Raw genomic sequence first — 18,801 nt, 5'->3', positions numbered from 1 at the left:
CCCTAATATCACTATTAGTGAAAAATACCATTTTTAAATAACGATATTTTACTAATTATATTTTAAACTCAAAGTTTAGAATTATAACATATAAAATAGCTATAACAGTAATAGAAAATCCCATTTAATATGATAAATGGGATTTTCACTATTTAGTGTAGTGCCCCATTTGTTCTGTTGGGCACCCTTTTTTTTAATTCCAACCTAGCATAAGATATTTAATAGACACAAATGGTTAAGAAAAAAGGTTTACCAAAACAATAGAGTTACCATATTAAAATACTGTGATTCCTAAGTTAAAATTACTATTGGAAATGAACTATTTCCATAGTCTTTTGTTTATTCAGATATTTTAAAAATTAATTGCAGCTCCCAATAGAAAGTTCGTCCCTGACTGGGGATAATAGCCAGCACCTTCAATAGTGGTAGTAGTACCGGGGTTTGAAAAATCATCATCGTAGGTATAAAAATATCCGTTGGACTCATATTTAGCATTGAAAATGTTGTTAACCAATCCTGAAAAGACAATACTCTTTAAAAAACCATTGCAAGGTATTTCATATTGTAAGTTTAAATCGCTTTGGGAATAGGCATCCAATATAGAATTTTCAGAGTCTATATTCCCCATATATTGCTTACCTACATATTTGGATAAAAACGAAATTTGAAACGCCTCATTAGTTCTATAAGTTACAGTATTTCCTATGATCAGATTAGGGGAATAGGCAATATTGGTATTTCCCAATGCCTCTAATAAACCATCGCGTTCAAAAACAAAATCTTGGTTCTTATTGGTGCTTAATGCAATGTTTGGTCTGACCACGAAGGAATTACCAATTCTGATATTGGCATCCAATTCCAAACCTAAACGATAGCTGTTACCTACATTTTCACGCAGTGGGGCACCCACATCATTCAACTCACCTGTAAGTACTAATTGATCTTTATACTTCATATAGTAAACATTGGTGTTTACCTGTACCAACGGGGAAATATAACGCCAACCTAGCTCAAAATCATTGAGCTTCTCTGGTTTGGGATTGCCACTTTCGAAGTCGTTCCTATTTGGTTCACGATTTGCTACAGCATAAGACAAATAGAAATTATTATTTTTATTAAGGTCATACGTAATCCCAGCCTTTGGGTTAAAAAAATTAAAGTTATCATCTACCATTCCGGTATCATCACCATTGGCATTGTACCCAACAGTTCTATATTGCAGATCACCATACAAAGACCAATGATCGTTTAATTTATAATTTGCTTTTGTATATATATTCAAGTCCGTTTTGTCTGAACTATCGTCATAATAACGATCTCTATAATTGGTATTACCTGCATAACGTGTCCAGATAATCTCACCAAAATGATCTCCTTGATATGTATTCCATCCACCTCCTATTATTAGGTCCAAATTATCTTTGGCATAGTTGGTTGAAGCAACTATACCGTAAAAATCATTATCTAACCAACGTCTTCGTATTAAATCTGTGGTAGAGACTACTGCTCCGTCCACAATTATGGGGTCAATACCATAGTTTTCAAAATCATCATCCTCTTTAAACTGTTCAAAAAAGCCCCTACCCCTTGTATAATGTAATGCGATATTAGTGCTCCAGTATTCTGAAACCTGTTGATTCCATAATAGCTGGGCGTGATCTTGTTTGTAATTATCAACCTCGTTTTCATAAAACTGTGTATTTCCATTGGCATCTGTATAAATCCCAGACGGATTAAAAGTACGGTCAGTTGCCAATGTTTCAGCATCTATACCATACCAAGCTTGGTAGGTAATTTCATGCCCCCCAAATAGTAATGCCTTTAGCAATGTATTATCATCTTTGTATGCTCCTTGTAAAAAGTATGATTCCAATTCGGAAGAAGCACGGTCTATATAGCCATCTGATGTAATTCTAGAGAGCCTTCCAGAAACCTCTATTTGGTCATTCAGCATTCCGGTACTAAATTTCAATGTATTCCGCAGCGTATTAAAACTACCAATAGAAGATGAAACCTGACCATAGGCATCCTCAGAAAAACCATCGGTCAACAAATTTAAGCTAGCACCAAAAGCACCTGCTCCATTGGTAGAGGTGCCCACACCCCTTTGCAACTGTAAACTTTCTGTAGAAGAAGCAAAATCAGGCATATTTACCCAAAATGTCCCCTGTGATTCCGAATCATTATATGGGATCCCATTAATGGTAACGTTAATCCTAGTAGCATCACTGCCCCTAACACGTAAACTAGTGTACCCTACTCCAGCACCAGCATCTGAAGTGGTAACCACCGAAGGCAGAAAATTCATTAAGATCGGAATATCCTGACCTAAATTCCTAGGTTTAATATCGGCCTTGGTTAAATTGGAAAAGGTTACTGGTGATTCTTTGGTAACACGTACTGCGGACACAAAAACTTCATCTAGCACTACTTTTTTGCCTTCTAAAGAATCTGTTGGTTGTTGTTGGGCCTTTAAGCCCGTCCCTAGCCCTAGAACGGCCAGTGATGTAAAAATAAAAGTCTTCATTCGTAAAAAATATTACGAATAAAAGGGGCAATTATTCTAAGTTAAAATTGATTGTTGCCCAACTAAGGACATTGTTGTTCCAAATAGTGACTTTCGTCTTCCCTTGGCAGCATTACCCGCCCAGGTTCCTTGGGTATAATCTCAGCTTCCTCATATTATGATTCGGCACCCCTTTGAGATGGGGACAAATGTAAAACAGTTATTTTAATATTATTGAGTTCTATCTTAAATTATTTTAACATAGCACTATACTTTCGAGAAGAGTATAACAAACTATTTAAAACAAAAAAGGAGCTGCCTAAGCAACTCCCTTCACAACCAACCAAAAAAACCGCTTTTCTAAACTTTTTAATTATTTCTGAACCAATTCTATTAAAAATGAACCAGTTTCAGTCTCAATTAATGGGGAGTAAAGTCTATACCTTTATTCTAGTTTATTTGATGGTGCCTCTATAGTCAATGGTTAGTGTTTCTATAAAGGGTTCTTTAAATTTTCTCCACTCTTTACTATTTCAATATTATCTGACACCTGCTGTTCTGACCTATTTAGTATATATGATGACGCAATCCATATTACAATCGTTAATACGCCGAGAATTGTTGATTTAGTGAAATGCTCCATATTACTCTTCACAAATAATTTTTACCATTATACCTAAGGAAGTCACTGTTATTATTACTGCCACTGCTACAAGAATCAGGGTTGCCATTTTAAAGGATTTGTTCTTTATGTAATAAGACACACAACTATTTAAAAGGTCACTTTTAACCAAAAAAAAACTGCCTCAGCAGTTTTTTAGACCCATTTAAACTAGGATTATTTTTTCTTTTTGTCAATCCAATTACCGTAAGGATCAATAAAAACCGTTCTTCTGGTACCACTCTTAAGAACCATTATTAATTTAAATTCGCCTTTAGAATTTCTATACACCCCACCTAATTTCGAAGTTGGATATTGTTTTAATAGCTCTTCTACTACAGCAGGGGTTAATTCACTAGAACTGACTTTCTCATAATCATCTGCTATAAAAACTATTATTTCATTGGCAGTTATGAAAACTTCCTTTGCAGAAATAGTTGTAATAAAACCTAATCCTATTAACGTCAATAGTGCAAACTTTTTCATTCTGTAAATTTTAAATTTTAATTATGTATTACTATTATTTACGGAAAAGAAATACATCTGGATGTTGAACACAGGGATTTTATATGGATAAAGCGTTCCAATTTAAAAGAAGAATAGTTGAAATTGGGCATAAAAAAAGTGTGTAAGCATACACACTTTTTAGCATCATTAATTATGTAATTACCCTTGGTGAGAATCTTTGAGGAGATCTGTTACCGTTTTAACCGGGTTAAAAGTAACCAATGGCACCTCAACAAAAATAGTGTTCCAAAATGCCATAGCGCCATTCCATAAACCAGGCAATTCCAAGGCTTTTAACTCTTTACCATCTTTTGTCTTCCCAGTAATAAAACCTTGTTTTTCATCAACAAAATCTATCAAATTATACTTCTTACCTTTATAATCCCTAATGCCACATACCAAGTCTACAGGATTAAAATGAGTAGCATTTTGTGCAATTGATTTCTGTTGAGAGTTGTCCAAATCTATTTGAGCAGACTCAATGATCTGTAGCGAAACTTCTCCTGAAGAATTTTCTATCCAGAACGGTCCACCACCCGGTTCACCTTCATTCTTTACCATACCACAGATTCGTATAGGTCTGTTGATTTTATCCTTTAAAAAAGAGATTTTCTCCTCGTTTGATATATCAGCATACCCAACAGGTAGTTTTACGTTTAAACCATTAGTTAAAAACATACCTATATTTTTAATTTCTGAATCAGAAACAACTTTATCAGCTAAAAGTTTAGCAAATTTAAATGCCTGCTCTTGAACATCCAATAATACTCCTGCAAGTACCTTCTTGCTATCTGCTACTAATTTGGCATCGTCCAATACAGCAACATTATCAATATTTTTAATAAATATGATGTCTGCATCTTGCTCGTTTAAATTTTCAATTAGGGCACCGTGACCACCGGGCCTAAACAATATGGAGCCATCAGAATTTCTAAAAGGTTTATTTTCTAAATCTACCGCAACCGTATCTGTTGACGATTTTTGAAACGAATAGTCTACCTCATAGATAGTTCCTGTTTCCTTAGTTACCCTATCCCTAACATTTTTGAACTCCGTTTTAAACATCTCTTCATGTTGTTCAGAAACTGTAAAATGAAGCTTTCCGTAATTATTGGAACTTGCATAAAGTGACGCCTCCTTTAAATGTTCTTCAAATGGCGTAGAAGTAAGTTCTCCGTATTTATGAAAAGGTAATAAGCCCTTAGGATAGAAACCATAATTAAGTGCATCTTCCGCTAAGACCTCTTCAACAAATCGGTAGACCTTTTCACCTTTTGATAAGAAGGAATGAGGCAAATTTTTCATCACTTTCCCATAAAAAGGCAACTGTTCTAGACCATTGGCCAAAATAGCAATATCCTTATCATTGGTACGCTCTAAATATGCCTCTAAAGTTTCTTTTCTATAATCATACGAATCTAAAAAACCGAACAAAGCCTTGAACATACGTGATGCAGCTCCAGACGCTGGGACAAATTTTAAAACATCCAATTCCTTGACCCTGGATTCATACAATTCAATTAAATTCTTTTCTTCCTGGTCGGTGAACTTAAGAATACCATCATCTACTACGGCGGCATTTTTTAATGTTACAAAAGGGATTCCTTCTTTGAAAGTCCGAATCTGTCCGAGTACTTTTTCTTTACTTATCCCCTTATTGCTAAATTGTTCAATGTCTTTTTTGGTTAGGTCTGTCATTTGATTCAATAAATTATCTATATGCGTAATCGACTTTTTTAAGCGATCTTTTTTATTCCCTTTTAAGATAATAAAATTCCGATTATATTTTATCAAAGTCTGCTTAAAATAGGTAAACATTTCTTCCCTTTCATTAGGCTTGTCCCTTAAATCATCTGCCTCCCAAGGAATATCTATGTAGGTTAACAAATACAGATCATACGTATTTTCCAGAGCATATTTTTCTAGAATGGGATCACAGTCACCCACATAGTATGCTTCGGAATATACTTTTGTTTCTAGTAGGTCGGTATCACAGATTAGAATCTTTGTTGCTTTTTTTGTCAAGTTGTTTTCCAACACCATCTGTCCTTTAGCAATTGGAAGCAAATCGTCTGGTTCACAGGTCTTTCGTTCATTGTTCCATTTATTTTGCAAATACTCCCGTGCATATTCTGGTACCCAAACCGTGTTATAATGTCTTGCCAATTGCTCTGATAAGGTAGTTTTCCCAGTAGACTCTGGTCCAAAAAGAACAACTTTTAATATGTTTGAAGGTTCTTGTCTATATTTTTCTTCCATGCTATATAGCCTTGAATGGCCAAAATTGTAAATATTAAATATTGGAGCGATAGCATACCCCAACCTCTATAGGCATAAAGTGGTACTGTAATTAAATCTGCAAATATCCAAAGTGTCCAATTTTCTAATTTTTTAAGAGCCATATACCACATAGCCGTAAAAAATATACCAGATGTGAAAATATCGATGTAATTACTAACTGCTATTTCGTTACCAAATATCCTATATACTATATAATTTAAGCAAACAGTGGCTATGAACATTACCAGTCCAATCATTTTTTCTTTTTGTGTTGTCTTTGTAATATGGACTATTTTTACATTATTCTCTTTCCTAGACCAGTTCCACCAACCATATAAACTCATGGCAGACCAATATAGGTTCATCATCATATCACCTAAAAGTCCGTCTCTTAAAAAAAGGTAGACAGTAATAACAGTCGCTATTAAGCCTGTGGGATATACCAAAATATTTTCTTTTTTGGCATACCAAACACTTGCAATACCAAAAACAAAAACTACGGCCTCCAATATAATAATGTACGATTCTTTGTTACGGTAACCGTCTAAGAAGAAATCAAAAATGGGGTTCATACAAGCTTCTATCAGATTTTACTAATTTCATGTACAATAAACCCCTGTCCATAAGTTCAAATGAGGTTTTAATTTCAGATTGTAACACTTTCATGACAGCGTCATAATTGCCATATACTTGTGTGCTCAATGGATTTTCACGAACCGTAAGTCCAGATGCTCTAAGCTTTTTGATAAAATTGATAATATGTTCTTCAAAATCGTCTTGTAAGGGTGAGAAGGTTAATTCTACTGATATATTCATGCTATTATTTTAGTTGTTGGTTGTTGGTTGTTGGTTGTTGGTTGTTGGTAAAATAAGTTTTAAATGTAATAAGTAAGTTTCGCTCTATTTCCTCTCCTTCAAAGCATACACACAAGTGAATCCTTCGAACTCCAAAAAGTCTATTGCATAGTTTGACAAATCTCCATTATATAAAATTTCAGCTGTAGTTTTTAGATTATTAAAAGAGAAGTCCATTACATTTATATGATGGAGAAAACTTACCCCCTGTTGGCCATATATTTTATATAAAGCTTCCTTAGCACCCCAAACTATAGTCAATTTCCGCACTATAGCATCAGTATTCGCCAAGGTCCTATATTCCTCAAAGGGTGTAAATTTATGTGCTATTCGCAATATTTTATCACGTTGCTTTTCTATATCTATACCAACTTCATCTGTCTTGCTAATAATAATCCCGGTAAAATTATTTGAATGTGTTATAGAGATAAAATTACCATCTTTTAAATGTGGCTTACCTGCTTCATCGTAAAACAAATCCGTATCAACATAACCAAACAAGGCCATTAAATGTCTAATGCTTAAAAATGCCCTACGGTGTGTTTCAGATTTCATCCCGTCATATCGCGTTTGGCACTTTGGACCAAGATCAATACCCTTGGATAAAAATTCTTCAGTTTCTTCTACCTTCCATATGGCAATGGAGGTATCCTTATTTACTTTTATTGTCTTGTAAATGGGCATAGATTCCTTGTCTATTTTGTACCTTTGCAGCAAAAATTTTAGCCTATAGGCTTACGAACGAAAGTATAAAGAAAAAAACATATGAGCACCAAAACAGTACCATTTGTACCCTTCAAGGTTAAAGATATTTGCTTGGCAGCATGGGGGAGAAAAGAAATTGAATTGGCAGAGGCAGAAATGCCAGGCCTAATGTCTTTGAGAGAAGAATATAAAAATGAGCAACCATTAAAAGGTGCCCGCATAGCAGGATGCCTGCATATGACTATACAAACGGCAGTATTAATAGAGACGTTGATTGCCTTAGGAGCAGAGGTTACCTGGAGCTCTTGCAATATATTTTCTACACAAGATCAAGCAGCTGCAGCAATTGCCGAAGCAGGAATACCGGTTTACGCCTGGAAAGGCATGAACGAAGAGGAATTTGATTGGTGTATAGAACAAACCTTATTTTTTGGTGAGGACAGAAAGCCTTTGAACATGATTTTGGATGATGGTGGCGATTTAACCAATATGGTTTTGGATAAATATCCAGAATTGGCTTCTGGTGTAAAGGGACTTTCCGAAGAGACAACTACTGGAGTACATAGATTATATGAGCGGGTAAAGAAGGGTACATTACCTATGCCTGCCATTAATGTGAACGATTCTGTAACTAAGTCAAAATTTGACAATAAATACGGTTGTAGGGAAAGTGCTGTGGATGCTATAAGAAGAGCAACAGACACTATGCTTGCAGGAAAAAGAGTTGTGGTTGCCGGTTATGGTGACGTAGGCAAGGGTACAGCTGCTTCTTTTAAAGGTGCGGGATCTATTGTAACCGTTACAGAAATTGACCCAATTTGTGCCTTACAAGCATGTATGGACGGTTTTGAGGTTAAAAAATTAGAAACTGTAATTGGCAATGCTGATATTGTCATTACAACTACGGGTAATAAAGACATCATTAGAGGGGAACATTTTGAAGCTTTAAAGGATAAGGCCATTGTTTGTAATATTGGTCATTTCGATAATGAAATAGACATGGCTTGGCTAAATAAAAACCATGGTGCTTCAAAAGATGAGATAAAACCACAGGTTGATAAATACACCATTAACGGTAAGGATATTATCATTTTAGCCGAAGGCCGATTGGTAAACCTCGGTTGTGCCACAGGACATCCAAGTTTCGTAATGAGTAATTCCTTTACCAACCAAACATTGGCTCAAATTGAATTATGGAAGCATAGTGATAATTATGAGAACCAAGTGTATATGCTGCCTAAACATCTAGATGAAAAAGTGGCCAAGCTTCACTTGTCTCGTTTAGGCGCAGAACTTACTGTTCTTAAACAGGAACAAGCAGACTATATCGGCGTTACGGTCGAGGGACCTTTTAAACCAGATTATTATAGATATTAAGAAATATTTATCTTGTTAATAAAAACCCTTTCCATATCGAAAGGGTTTTTATTTTTACATTATTAAAATTTGAAAAATGGTTATATACGTGGACATGGACGAGGTTATTGCGGATACTTACGGCGCCCATATAGAAATTTACAATCAAGAATTTAATGCAAACCTTACAAAACAAGACTGTCTCGGCAATGAGGTGTGGAAGATGGTTCCCGAAGGGCATCAGGAAAGTGTGCGCAAACATGCTACGCGAAGAGGATTCTTTAGAAACCTAAAACCTATAGAACACAGTATTGAAGTCCTTTCTAAAATTAATGAGGCGCATGAGCTTTATATTGCCTCTGCCGCAATGCAATTCCCCAACTCCTTGGAGGAAAAAAGCGACTGGCTAGATGAATTTTTTCCTTTCATATCTTGGCAAAATAGAATTTTATGTGGCCATAAGCATATTTTAAAGGGCGATGTACTTATTGATGATAGGAGTTACAATTTAGAGCATTTTAATGGTCGAAGTCTACAGTTCACATCGCCCCATAATGTAAACACCAATGGATTTGAACGGGTGGACACTTGGCTAGATGTTGCCAAAAAACTATTATAATCTAACTTTAACCAAGTTATAAAAACAAAAATCATATCATCGTTGAAAGCAGTACAGAATCTCTCCAAAAAATAATAAGTGAGAGGAAATTTGATACTAGTTATGTAGTCGTCAAATTTTGGACTAGGCTTTCATAAAATTACCCACCCAAAAACAAAAAAGCCTTTGCAGATGCAAAGGCTTTTAAAAACATTGGTTTCATTATTAAGCTTCGAAAGGCTCAATGGAAACATAAGATTTTCCACCTGCTTTTTTCTCAAACTTTACAAGTCCGTCTACACGGGCATGCAATGTATGGTCCTTCCCGGCATATACATTTTCACCAGGATTGTGTTTTGTTCCACGCTGTCTGATAATAATGTTACCAGCGATAGCAGCCTGACCACCAAAAATCTTAACACCTAATCGTTTCGATTCTGATTCCCTACCGTTTTTAGAACTACCTACACCTTTTTTGTGTGCCATTTTTTTCCGGTTTTATTATGTTATACTTAAATGGTATTGCAATTAAGCCTTACCACCATCTAATTCGTCTTGCCATTTCTTAAGCTCGTCCCACTTACCTTCGGCAGCCAATTTTGCTTGTGCTGGCCAAGTATCTGTAACGTGGTTGCCACGAACATCTGCAATAATCTCAGAAATTTTTTCTGATTTTGTTTTCGCCAATTCAGCAAAGGTAGAAATACCTGCCGCAATAAGCGTTTCTGCAATTTTTGGTCCAATACCTTCTACCCTTTTAAGGTCATCGGCTTTTGTTGCTTTAGGAGCTGCCTTTTTTGTAGCTGTTTTAGCAGGTGCTGCTTTTTCAGATTCTACCTTTACAGCTGGCTTTTCCTCCTTTTTTGCTGGTGCAGCTTTCTTTGCACCTTTGGCAATAATGGACTCAATTACAATCTCGGTCAACGACTGGCGATGTCCGTTTTTCTTTTTGTAACCTTTACGTCTTTTCTTGTGAAAGACGATAACCTTGTCACCTTTTAGGTGCTTAATGACTTTAGCCTCTACTGCGGCTCCGTCTATAGCTGGGGCGCCAACGGTAACGTTCTTACCATCATCCAAAAGAAGAACATTGTCAAAAGTAACCTTTTTACCTTCTTCAGTCTGTAAACGGTGAACGTACACTTTTTGGTCTTTTGCAACTTTAAATTGCTGCCCTGCCATCTCTACAATTGCGTACATATCGTTAAAAATGTAATATTAAAACCTGTTGGATTTTTTCCAAAGGCGGGTGCAAATATACTGCTTATTCATTAACTCACAAGGGTTTTCGTTAGAATTTAGCCCTCTTTTTGCCTTAAATTATTTGAAGGTTTAAACAGTTGCATAAAGGAGAGGGTCAAAACCAAAGTAGTACTGAATCCCATTATCGCTACCACTAAAAATACAATTGCTTCAAAATTAGCATATTCATGGGCCCATTGGGTAGACAGTTCTTCCAAAAAACCAGGATTTAGCTCTGTTGAATACAATGCAAAAAATATAGTAAAAATCAATGTTGCCACACTTCCTGTTACCAAGCCAGCTATAAAACCATTGCTATAGGTAAACGAAACAGATTTTTTTATCTTAAAATATTTGATGGCCTCATAAATACCAAAACCAGTGATTATGCCATTAAAAAGACTATAAAAAATAGTAGTGTGAAAACCCAATAACGATAAAATTAAGAAATAAGCTATCAAACAACCACTAGTGGCAATTCCAAAACGAATAGGTAACGCATAGTATTTCATAATCGTTCTTTTTTACAATAGTATTAAGTTAAGAAATCTTGATGAAAATAGAGTCATAAATTGTCGTTAATCAAAAAACGTTTGTAAGAATTTAACTTACAATACCTTAAATTCGTGTAACATCATTCACAACTTGTACACTAACACTGAGTATGAAATCTAAAAACTATGTAATGAACAAAAGACTGCTAGTAGCTTCTGCCCTACTTTTTTGTAGTTCCACTATACTTGCACAAGAAGTAGCTTACCAAGAGTACGACCTTGATAACGGACTACATGTGATTTTACACCAAGATAATACTGCTCCTGTCGTGACTACTGCTGTAATGTACCATGTTGGCGGTAAAGACCGTACCGAAGACAGGACTGGATTCGCGCATTTTTTTGAGCATTTGTTGTTTGAGGGAACCAAAAATATTGAAAATGGAAAATGGTTTGAAATTGTTTCTTCAAATGGGGGCATGAACAACGCGAATACATCACAGGATAGAACGTATTATTATGAGGTTTTCCCATCAAATAATTTAAAGCTTGGTTTATGGATGGAGTCCGAACGTATGCTTCACCCAGTTATTAATCAAGACGGGGTAGATACGCAAAATGAAGTAGTAAAAGAGGAGAAAAGACTCCGGTATGACAATTCACCCTATGGTAAGATTCTGTTCGCGGTTTCTGAAAACCTGTTCAAAAAACATCCATATAAAGACCCAAATATAGGCTATATGAAGGATTTAGACGCGGCATCCTTGGAAGAGTTCATCGCCTATAAAAACAAATATTATGTGCCTAACAATGCTACCTTGGTGGTTGCAGGCGATATAGTTATTGATCAAACCAAAAAATGGATTTTCGACTATTTTTCCCCTATACCTAAAGGTGTGGAAATAATTAGGGATTATCCTAAGGAAGACCCAATCACCACGGCTATAAAAACTAAAGAGTACGATCCAAATATTCAAATTCCTGCTACCATAATTGCATACAGAACTCCCGGCTTTAAAGATCGAGATGCCTATGTTTTGGATATGATCTCCACGTATTTAAGTGATGGACCTACATCCAAACTATATAAAAAAATGGTTGATGTGCAAAAGCAGGCCTTACAAGTAGGTGCTTTAAATATTGGCCAGGAAGATTATGGCATGTACTTAGTCTACGCTTTGCCTGTAGGCGAAACCACTTTAGACACCTTGAACGTATCTATAGAGGAAGAGATATCAAAAGCTAGGACAACGTTGATTTCTGAAAACGATTACAAAAAATTACAGAACAAATTTGAAAACCGGTTCGTAAACTCAAATTCTAACGTAGAAGGTATAGCCAGTTCTTTAGCAACTAATTATATGCTATATGGTGACACTTCATTAATAAATAAGGAAATAGAAATATATAGATCTATTACGAGGAAAGAAATAATGGAGGTAGCTAATAAATACCTTAACCCAAAACAGCGTGTAACAATAGACTATCTACCAGAAGAAAAACCAGCAAATTAAACACTAAGATGAAAACATTATATATTTTAATTTTAAGTGTCTTCGTTACCATAGTCGGACAAGCACAAGTAGACAGGACCGTAATGCCAAAACCAGGACCAGCTCCTGAAATTAATCTAGAGGAACCCCAAAGTTTTTCATTAAGTAATGGACTTAAGGTCATGGTTGTTGAAAACCATAAGCTACCTAGAGTCTCTATTCAATTAACAATTGACAATCCTCCTATTTTAGAAGGTGACAAAGCAGGGGTTTCCAGTTTAACAGCCACGCTTTTAGGAAAAGGTTCAAAGAATATTAGCAAAGATGAATTTAATGAAGAGATAGATTTTCTTGGCGCACGGATGAATTTTGGTTCGCAAAGTGCATTTGCCAGTTCTTTGTCAAAATATTTTCCAAGAATGTTAGAATTAATGTCTGATGCTGCAATCAATCCTAATTTCACCCAGGAAGAATTTGATAAAGAAAAAGAGAAGTGGATAACCAGTCTTAAGTCAGAGGAAAAAGATGTAGCTGCAATTGCTGACAGGGTACAACGTGCCTTAGCATACGGCAAGGATCATCCTTTTGGAGAAATTATGTCTGTTGAAACAGTTAACAATATAACATTAAAAGATGTTGAGGGATTTTACCGTGATTATTTTGTTCCTGCCAATGCATATCTTGTAGTTCTTGGTGACGTACATTTTGATAAGGTAAAAGCTTTGGTAGAAGAATATTTCATTTCATGGACGAAGGCAACCCCACCTACGTTTACATACACCAAACCAAAAGATGTTTACAATACACAAATTAATTTTGTAGATATGCCCAATGCCGTACAATCAGAAATAGCGGTACAGAATATTGTTTCCTTAAAAATGAAGGATGACGATTATTTGCCAGCATTAATCGCCAATCAAATTCTAGGAGGGGGCGGAGAAGGCCGTTTGTTCCTTAACCTAAGGGAGGATAAAGGTTATACCTATGATACCTACTCCTATATTGGAAATGATAAATATGAATCTTCTCGATTTTTTGCCACTACCAGTGTTAGAAATACGGTTACCGATAGCACTGTAGTAGAAATGTTAAAGGAAATAGACAAGATGATATCTCAACCAGTAACTGCTGAAGAACTTAAGAATACCAAAGCTAATTATGCAGGTAGATTTGTTATGGCTTTAGAAAAACCACAAACAATAGCCAATTATGCCCTCAATATTGAAAAAGAAGGCCTCCCAAAAGATTTTTATAAAACGTATCTAGAACGATTAGATAAAATTACCATTGAAGATGTTCAAAATGCAGCCCAGAAATATATAAGCTCCTCCAATGCCCGTGTGGTAGTTGTTGGAAAAGGAAGCGATGTTTTGGAGAATCTAGAAAAAGTAAATTTCCAAGGAAAACAATTGCCAGTACTTTTCTATTCTAAAATGGCCGAAAAGACTGAAAAACCAATTGCCAATACCAAAATACCGGTGGGTAGTAGCGGCAACATCAATAATTGAGAATTATATTGCAGGAATAAAGGGAAAATCCAAACTGGAAGGTGTTGAATCTCATTGTATGGGGGCCAATGTAAAAATGCAAGGAATGAAAATGGATCTTGAAATGAAAAAACTTCTAAGAACGAATTTCTGCAAGATGTTCTAATTTTAGGTAATTCTGTATGTAAGCAGGTTCAAGGTGGTGATTAACAATATATGGGTTGCCCAAGGTCAACGTAAGGACCTAAGTGAAGAGGAAATCAAAGCGGCAGTATGACAATCTGCGCGCAACCAAACAACTTAAATCAATCAACTCAACAAGGATGAGTTTTCTAAACTACACTAAGTCATCTATTTTTTCGACCTATCCAATATAAAAGCCCTTACATTTCTGCAAAGGCCATAAAATCTAAATCTTTCATTTCAATTGAACCCTACAACTATTTCTATCCCAATACTGGGATAGTAACTGCTTTGAGTTCTTCCTTATAAAATAAAAGTTCTTTTTGAATGTTAGTGCTTTCAGAAGCTCTAGACGTTAGAAACAAATCCTGATAATAGGTGATGCCATTAAATAAATTACTTTTAAAAGCCTCCCATTTCTTAATTTGTTTGGTTGTAATTTCTTCTGAAATAGTTTCTATTTCATTTTTTAAATAATCCACATACATTTTCAATTCTTTGACAAACATGTTTGGACGATTTATATGTGAAAGTACAGACCCATTTCCATAAATATGTTGCATCATTTTGGAAAGCGATACTTCACTATCAAAATAAGCCATATTTGGTCCCGGACAAATAACAACACCTTGTTCCTGACCCTTTATTTTAATATCGTTTTCCAAAAAGGACGCATTGGCCAAACCTACACAAAGACAGGCTTTTTCGTTTATTTTAGCCTTGGCGGTTTCATACATTTTTCCAGATACTTCGGTTCTTTTAGCTTCTAATTCTTGTAGTTTCAAATCTTGATATTTTTTTGAAGCTGTACAGACACCTTCTGGACCCAATTCTTTGCTCAATGCCAAATATTTTTTCGGACAAGAACTACCTGCTTTATTATTATCGATACGTTGTTGTTTGTGGTACTCATTTGTAGTTCCTTTAATAGTGTTAAAAGGAATTCCTAAAGGTGAAATAGCACTTAAATACAAATCTTTCTCTTTAGCATTTGCCAATAACTCCCTAGTTTGTTTATCAACAGATGTAGCTTCAGGTACCAATAAAAAGGGGGATCCCCAACCTACAGAATCAACCTCATATTTTTCTTGTAAAAATGCGTGTTCATCTGCTGTGCCAACACCGCCTTGAACGGTAATCTTTAAATCCAAAGGTTGCTCTGGAACATTGAATTCTTTTATACGTAACGCTTTTACAAAAACATCGTGTGTATCTTGTATTAGTTCCGCTTTTTTGTTTTTAAACTCTTCTAAAATCGGACCTAATAAAAAACCATCTGTTGCAAAGGCATGTCCGCCACAATTTAAACCAGATTCAATTCTGTATTCTGAAACCCAAATGCCCTTTTTTGCCAAAAATTTTCCTTGAATGGTTGCCGAACGATAATCGCTGACTTTAAGGATAATCTTCTTTTTTAACTGGTTGTTTTTATCTGGGAAGAAATCTTTGAAATTTTCAAAATAACTGTATAATCTTGGGTTCATTCCTGCCGAGAGCACCACTGAAGAATTTAGGTTACTATTGGCAAAACCCCGAAGTGATGCGTGCGCATCGTTAAATTCAACAGGTAATGGCTCATTTTTAACAAAGTTATCTTTGTCAACTTTTGTCATGATATTTACATCAATGTCTCCAGCTTTTAAATGTATTTCCAAAAAATCTTCTATAGTGTTCTTAAGTGCAGCGCCTTCATTAATTAATTTAGAAATCCCTTCCTTTAAACTGGATTTATTAGGTAATGTAGCCATGAAGCTTTCCAAAGCTAATTTGTTTTCGGCCAATTCTGTTTTAAATTTTGCAAATTTTTCCTTAACTATAGTATCGACTAAATTTAAATAAGAAGTAATACGTTCGGCACGATAGTCCTGTGCTTTTTTTGATATTTCCTGATATGGAAGATTAAATTTTTTGCTGTAAAACGCATTCATTTTTTCCATAAGCTCATCGTCAATAATGGATATCACAGAAGAAATTCCATATTGAGCTACACGAATAGGACTATCTATGGTATACGCTAATCCCATTACTGGAATATGAAAGGTATGTATTGATTTAGGCAAAACCATCTTTTTAAGATTAAATAAACTACAAATGTGGCCTTTCTTATTTTACTAAAACCTGACATATATCATAAATTACAGCACTTTATTGATTAGTCATTGAAGAAGCCCCTTTGAAATAAAAAACATCAATTTCAAAAAAACAGAACCGTATAGTACATGTTAAATGAAAACAAAGTGGCTGTAATTGTGATGAAACATAAAAGTCAAGAGAAACCAAACTGATGGGGAAAGTAATGTTTATTGAGTCTTTATGTATGTATGGAAAGTTACAATAAACCTAATTCCAATTACTACAGGGCAGTAAATTTAATCCCACCTTTTTATTATATCGTATCTATATCTAAAATTTCCTGTATTCACTAAAAGAGCATTTTCTATATTTGGTATCTTTACCTTCCCATGGGGATTTATGCTTTTTTTAAAAAGTAAAATATCCAAAATGAAATTGATGAAACATAAAATCTATTTACCCTTAGTTTTTGTTTTGAACTTCAGCACTGCCATAGTTGCCCAAGTTTCACTTTCTACCCAAATAGACATGTTGCAATCAAGTACACAATTAGTCACTATTGAGATTGAAGGCATGGCATGCCAAGAAGGTTGTGCAGATAAAATTAGCTCCAATCTAAAAGGCACAGTCGGTGTTGCCGCTGTTGAAGTCAATTTTGAAAAAAAAGAAGCTATCATCAATTTTTATCCTGATATAGTGTCCCTAGCCGATTTAAAATCTGTCATCACCAATACTCGAGTAAAAGACTACATCTATACGATTGGTAAAACAAACATTAAAGAATAAGACTCATGAAAAAAAATTTGACACTAATAATTCTTAGCTTCCTAGCAATATTTGTATCCTGTAAAGAAGAAAAAAAAGAAGGGGGCCCATCACAAATGGATCAGGTAATGGCCATACATGATGAGGTAATGCCAAAAATGGGTCAGTTAAGTAAACTCGTAGGCTACTTAAAACCTATGGCTGATTCTTTAGGTGCTGAATCCAAACAAGCAAAAGCGATGAAAGATTTGCAAGATGCCAACAAATCTATGATGGAATGGATGCAAGGATTTGGTGATAAATTTGATTCGGAAGAAATTTTAGAAGGTAAAGCACTTAGTCCAGAAAAACAAAAAATGCTTAATGAGGAAGAAGCCAAAGTACGAGCGGTAAAAGAAAAAATAAACGCTAGTATATCTCAAGCTGAGGCACTTATAGATACCACTAATTAAATTTAATCCACCACTTTATACAGTTAAAGCATTATTTATAAATAATATTGACCCGTCTTTTTGGCAAGTAAAAGATACGTAACACAATTTTCTAAGCACTAATTCTTTCCACAGGTTATATCTATGGGAGAATTGCTAATTTAAACGCCTTTTAATGAATAGGTGCTATTTTTAAAATGCAGGTTAAAAGGGCAAGTTGTCCAAATCAACATTACCTCCAGAAATAATGACCCCAACTTTTCTGTTCTTGTACATGTCCTTATTTTCTTGAGCATCCCTAATCAAGGCTGCAAGTGCAACGGCACTGGAAGGTTCAATTATAATTTTCATCCGTTCCCAGACCAAGCGCATTGCATCGATTATTTCTCCTTCTGTTACCCTGACTATTTTAGACACATGTTTTTTAATAATTGGAAAATTTTTGTCTCCCAAGGTAGTTTTTAACCCATCTGCAATAGTATTTACGGTGGTATTACTCTCTATTGAACCACTTTTTAACGAACGATAGGCATCATCTGCTTCAAAAGGTTCCCCACCAATCACCATACACGTGTTGCTAAAATAATTGGCATATAACGCAGTTCCGGCAATGAGCCCACCTCCCCCAATAGGGCAAAAAACAATATCTAAATCTGGATGTACCTGTAAAAGTTCATAGGCTGCTGTTCCTTGACCAATGATTACTTCGGTCTCATTTGAAGGATGAATAAAAGTAGCTCCCGTTTTCGCGGCTATTTCGTTTGCTTTTTTTTGTCTAGCCTCTACCGTTGGTGCACATTCATAAATTTTACCACCATAGGAGAGTACGCCTTCTTTTTTTATATGTGGGGCGGAAGATGGCATTACAATATGAGCAGGTATTCCTATACTCTGGGCAGCCAATGATAAGGCTTGGGCAAAATTACCCGAGGAATGTGTAACCACCCCATTATATTTCTGTTCCTGGGATAATTGCAGAATAGCATTGGTTGCACCTCTAATCTTATAGGAACCAGCACGTTGAAAGTTCTCACACTTAAAGAAAATGGAGGCTCCAATTTTTTGATCTATCGACTTTGAACTAAGAATCGGTGTATTATGGATAAAAGGTTGTATCCTTTGGCAGCAATTCAACAAAACCTCTTTTGATATCATTTAGCCATTT

The 18,801-nt window shown here is 35.3% G+C and carries 17 protein-coding genes; 6 read left to right on the top strand and 11 right to left on the bottom strand.

The features are described 5' to 3' along the window. Positions 1-352: 352 nt before the first annotated feature. The 6 genes from ACOCEA_RS06125 to ACOCEA_RS06100 all read right to left on the bottom strand — a co-directional run bounded on the left by ACOCEA_RS06125 (position 353) and on the right by ACOCEA_RS06100 (position 7,493). Positions 353-2,527, bottom strand: coding sequence for a TonB-dependent receptor (locus ACOCEA_RS06125; protein ID WP_420755329.1), 2,175 nt, complete (start codon positions 2,525-2,527; stop codon positions 353-355). A gap of 817 nt (positions 2,528-3,344) precedes the next feature. Continuing rightward, complete coding sequence (locus tag ACOCEA_RS06120) at positions 3,345-3,653, bottom strand: hypothetical protein (protein ID WP_420755328.1); 309 nt, start codon at positions 3,651-3,653, stop codon at positions 3,345-3,347. A 180-nt stretch (positions 3,654-3,833) separates the two neighbouring features. Then, the gene (locus ACOCEA_RS06115) at positions 3,834-5,933 is read right to left on the bottom strand and encodes a DUF4301 family protein (RefSeq protein ID WP_420755327.1); all 2,100 of its coding nucleotides are present in this window, start codon (positions 5,931-5,933) and stop codon (positions 3,834-3,836) included. After that, positions 5,894-6,526, bottom strand: a complete 633-nt coding sequence (gene pnuC, locus ACOCEA_RS06110; protein ID WP_420755326.1) for a nicotinamide riboside transporter PnuC — start codon at positions 6,524-6,526, stop codon at positions 5,894-5,896. The genes ACOCEA_RS06115 and pnuC overlap by 40 nt, the downstream gene beginning before the upstream one ends. Next, positions 6,510-6,770 (bottom strand): thiamine-binding protein, encoded by a 261-nt coding sequence (locus ACOCEA_RS06105; RefSeq protein ID WP_420755325.1) that lies wholly within the window; start codon positions 6,768-6,770, stop codon positions 6,510-6,512. The genes pnuC and ACOCEA_RS06105 overlap by 17 nt, the downstream gene beginning before the upstream one ends. An 84-nt stretch (positions 6,771-6,854) precedes the next feature. Next, positions 6,855-7,493, bottom strand: coding sequence for a 4'-phosphopantetheinyl transferase family protein (locus tag ACOCEA_RS06100; RefSeq protein ID WP_420755534.1), 639 nt, complete (start codon positions 7,491-7,493; stop codon positions 6,855-6,857). Positions 7,494-7,574: 81 nt separating this feature from the next. Here ACOCEA_RS06100 and ahcY point away from each other — a divergent pair, with 81 nt between their 5' ends. After that, on the top strand, positions 7,575-8,891 hold the full coding sequence (gene ahcY / locus ACOCEA_RS06095; protein WP_420755324.1) for an adenosylhomocysteinase: 1,317 nt from the start codon (positions 7,575-7,577) through the stop codon (positions 8,889-8,891). Positions 8,892-8,967: 76 nt separating this feature from the next. Beyond that, positions 8,968-9,489 carry a 5' nucleotidase, NT5C type gene (locus ACOCEA_RS06090; RefSeq protein WP_420755323.1) on the top strand — a complete coding sequence of 174 codons (522 nt, stop codon included), beginning with the start codon at positions 8,968-8,970 and terminating at the stop codon, positions 9,487-9,489. Positions 9,490-9,693: 204 nt separating this feature from the next. Here the strand turns inward: ACOCEA_RS06090 and rpmA are convergent, their stop codons facing one another. The 3 genes from rpmA to ACOCEA_RS06075 all read right to left on the bottom strand — a co-directional run bounded on the left by rpmA (position 9,694) and on the right by ACOCEA_RS06075 (position 11,222). Continuing rightward, the gene (gene rpmA / locus ACOCEA_RS06085; protein ID WP_420755322.1) at positions 9,694-9,954 is read right to left on the bottom strand and encodes a 50S ribosomal protein L27; all 261 of its coding nucleotides are present in this window, start codon (positions 9,952-9,954) and stop codon (positions 9,694-9,696) included. 42 nt (positions 9,955-9,996) lie between these two features. Then, positions 9,997-10,668 carry a 50S ribosomal protein L21 gene (rplU, locus tag ACOCEA_RS06080; RefSeq protein WP_420755321.1) on the bottom strand — a complete coding sequence of 224 codons (672 nt, stop codon included), beginning with the start codon at positions 10,666-10,668 and terminating at the stop codon, positions 9,997-9,999. A 98-nt stretch (positions 10,669-10,766) separates the two neighbouring features. Next, positions 10,767-11,222, bottom strand: a complete 456-nt coding sequence (locus ACOCEA_RS06075; protein ID WP_420755320.1) for a DUF4199 domain-containing protein — start codon at positions 11,220-11,222, stop codon at positions 10,767-10,769. Positions 11,223-11,395: 173 nt separating this feature from the next. Here ACOCEA_RS06075 and ACOCEA_RS06070 point away from each other — a divergent pair, with 173 nt between their 5' ends. Both ACOCEA_RS06070 and ACOCEA_RS06065 read left to right on the top strand, forming a co-directional pair. Continuing rightward, positions 11,396-12,718: a M16 family metallopeptidase gene (locus ACOCEA_RS06070; RefSeq protein ID WP_420755319.1), complete on the top strand. Its 1,323-nt coding sequence runs from the start codon at positions 11,396-11,398 to the stop codon at positions 12,716-12,718. Positions 12,719-12,726: 8 nt separating this feature from the next. Continuing rightward, on the top strand, positions 12,727-14,205 hold the full coding sequence (locus ACOCEA_RS06065) for a M16 family metallopeptidase (RefSeq protein WP_420755318.1): 1,479 nt from the start codon (positions 12,727-12,729) through the stop codon (positions 14,203-14,205). Positions 14,206-14,630: 425 nt separating this feature from the next. On the opposite strand, the gene ACOCEA_RS06060 is transcribed toward ACOCEA_RS06065, so the two are convergent. After that, positions 14,631-16,433 (bottom strand): hypothetical protein, encoded by a 1,803-nt coding sequence (locus ACOCEA_RS06060; RefSeq protein ID WP_420755317.1) that lies wholly within the window; start codon positions 16,431-16,433, stop codon positions 14,631-14,633. Between the two features lie 445 nt (positions 16,434-16,878). On the opposite strand from ACOCEA_RS06060, the gene ACOCEA_RS06055 reads away from it, so the two are divergent. Both ACOCEA_RS06055 and ACOCEA_RS06050 read left to right on the top strand, forming a co-directional pair. Further along, positions 16,879-17,226, top strand: a complete 348-nt coding sequence (locus tag ACOCEA_RS06055; RefSeq protein WP_420755316.1) for a heavy-metal-associated domain-containing protein — start codon at positions 16,879-16,881, stop codon at positions 17,224-17,226. 5 nt (positions 17,227-17,231) lie between these two features. After that, a complete protein-coding gene (locus tag ACOCEA_RS06050) occupies positions 17,232-17,657 on the top strand; it encodes a hypothetical protein (protein WP_420755315.1) in 426 nt (141 codons plus the stop codon). Between the two features lie 183 nt (positions 17,658-17,840). On the opposite strand, the gene ACOCEA_RS06045 is transcribed toward ACOCEA_RS06050, so the two are convergent. After that, positions 17,841-18,791 (bottom strand): threonine ammonia-lyase, encoded by a 951-nt coding sequence (locus ACOCEA_RS06045; protein WP_420755314.1) that lies wholly within the window; start codon positions 18,789-18,791, stop codon positions 17,841-17,843. Between the last annotated feature and the right edge of the window lie 10 nt (positions 18,792-18,801).

Origin of the sequence: Maribacter luteocoastalis (genome assembly GCF_048890225.1) — a bacterium.
Taxonomy (GTDB): Bacteria; Bacteroidota; Bacteroidia; order Flavobacteriales; family Flavobacteriaceae; genus Maribacter; species Maribacter luteocoastalis.
The sequence above is the reverse complement of the archived record's forward strand: the minus strand, read 5'-3'. Positions and strand labels throughout refer to the sequence as shown.

Bases quoted from the DNA above. Each gene is read 5' to 3' on its own strand.
- ACOCEA_RS06125 (WP_420755329.1), bottom strand. From the start codon at position 2,527: ATGAAGACTTTTATTTTTACATCACTGGCCGTTCTAGGGCTAGGGACG.
- ACOCEA_RS06120 (WP_420755328.1), bottom strand. From the start codon at position 3,653: ATGAAAAAGTTTGCACTATTGACGTTAATAGGATTAGGTTTTATTACA.
- ACOCEA_RS06115 (WP_420755327.1), bottom strand. From the start codon at position 5,933: ATGGAAGAAAAATATAGACAAGAACCTTCAAACATATTAAAAGTTGTT.
- pnuC (WP_420755326.1), bottom strand. From the start codon at position 6,526: ATGAACCCCATTTTTGATTTCTTCTTAGACGGTTACCGTAACAAAGAA.
- ACOCEA_RS06105 (WP_420755325.1), bottom strand. From the start codon at position 6,770: ATGAATATATCAGTAGAATTAACCTTCTCACCCTTACAAGACGATTTT.
- ACOCEA_RS06100 (WP_420755534.1), bottom strand. From the start codon at position 7,493: ATGCCCATTTACAAGACAATAAAAGTAAATAAGGATACCTCCATTGCC.
- ahcY (WP_420755324.1), top strand. From the start codon at position 7,575: ATGAGCACCAAAACAGTACCATTTGTACCCTTCAAGGTTAAAGATATT.
- ACOCEA_RS06090 (WP_420755323.1), top strand. From the start codon at position 8,968: ATGGTTATATACGTGGACATGGACGAGGTTATTGCGGATACTTACGGC.
- rpmA (WP_420755322.1), bottom strand. From the start codon at position 9,954: ATGGCACACAAAAAAGGTGTAGGTAGTTCTAAAAACGGTAGGGAATCA.
- rplU (WP_420755321.1), bottom strand. From the start codon at position 10,668: ATGTACGCAATTGTAGAGATGGCAGGGCAGCAATTTAAAGTTGCAAAA.
- ACOCEA_RS06075 (WP_420755320.1), bottom strand. From the start codon at position 11,222: ATGAAATACTATGCGTTACCTATTCGTTTTGGAATTGCCACTAGTGGT.
- ACOCEA_RS06070 (WP_420755319.1), top strand. From the start codon at position 11,396: ATGAACAAAAGACTGCTAGTAGCTTCTGCCCTACTTTTTTGTAGTTCC.
- ACOCEA_RS06065 (WP_420755318.1), top strand. From the start codon at position 12,727: ATGAAAACATTATATATTTTAATTTTAAGTGTCTTCGTTACCATAGTC.
- ACOCEA_RS06060 (WP_420755317.1), bottom strand. From the start codon at position 16,433: ATGGTTTTGCCTAAATCAATACATACCTTTCATATTCCAGTAATGGGA.
- ACOCEA_RS06055 (WP_420755316.1), top strand. From the start codon at position 16,879: ATGAAACATAAAATCTATTTACCCTTAGTTTTTGTTTTGAACTTCAGC.
- ACOCEA_RS06050 (WP_420755315.1), top strand. From the start codon at position 17,232: ATGAAAAAAAATTTGACACTAATAATTCTTAGCTTCCTAGCAATATTT.
- ACOCEA_RS06045 (WP_420755314.1), bottom strand. From the start codon at position 18,791: ATGATATCAAAAGAGGTTTTGTTGAATTGCTGCCAAAGGATACAACCT.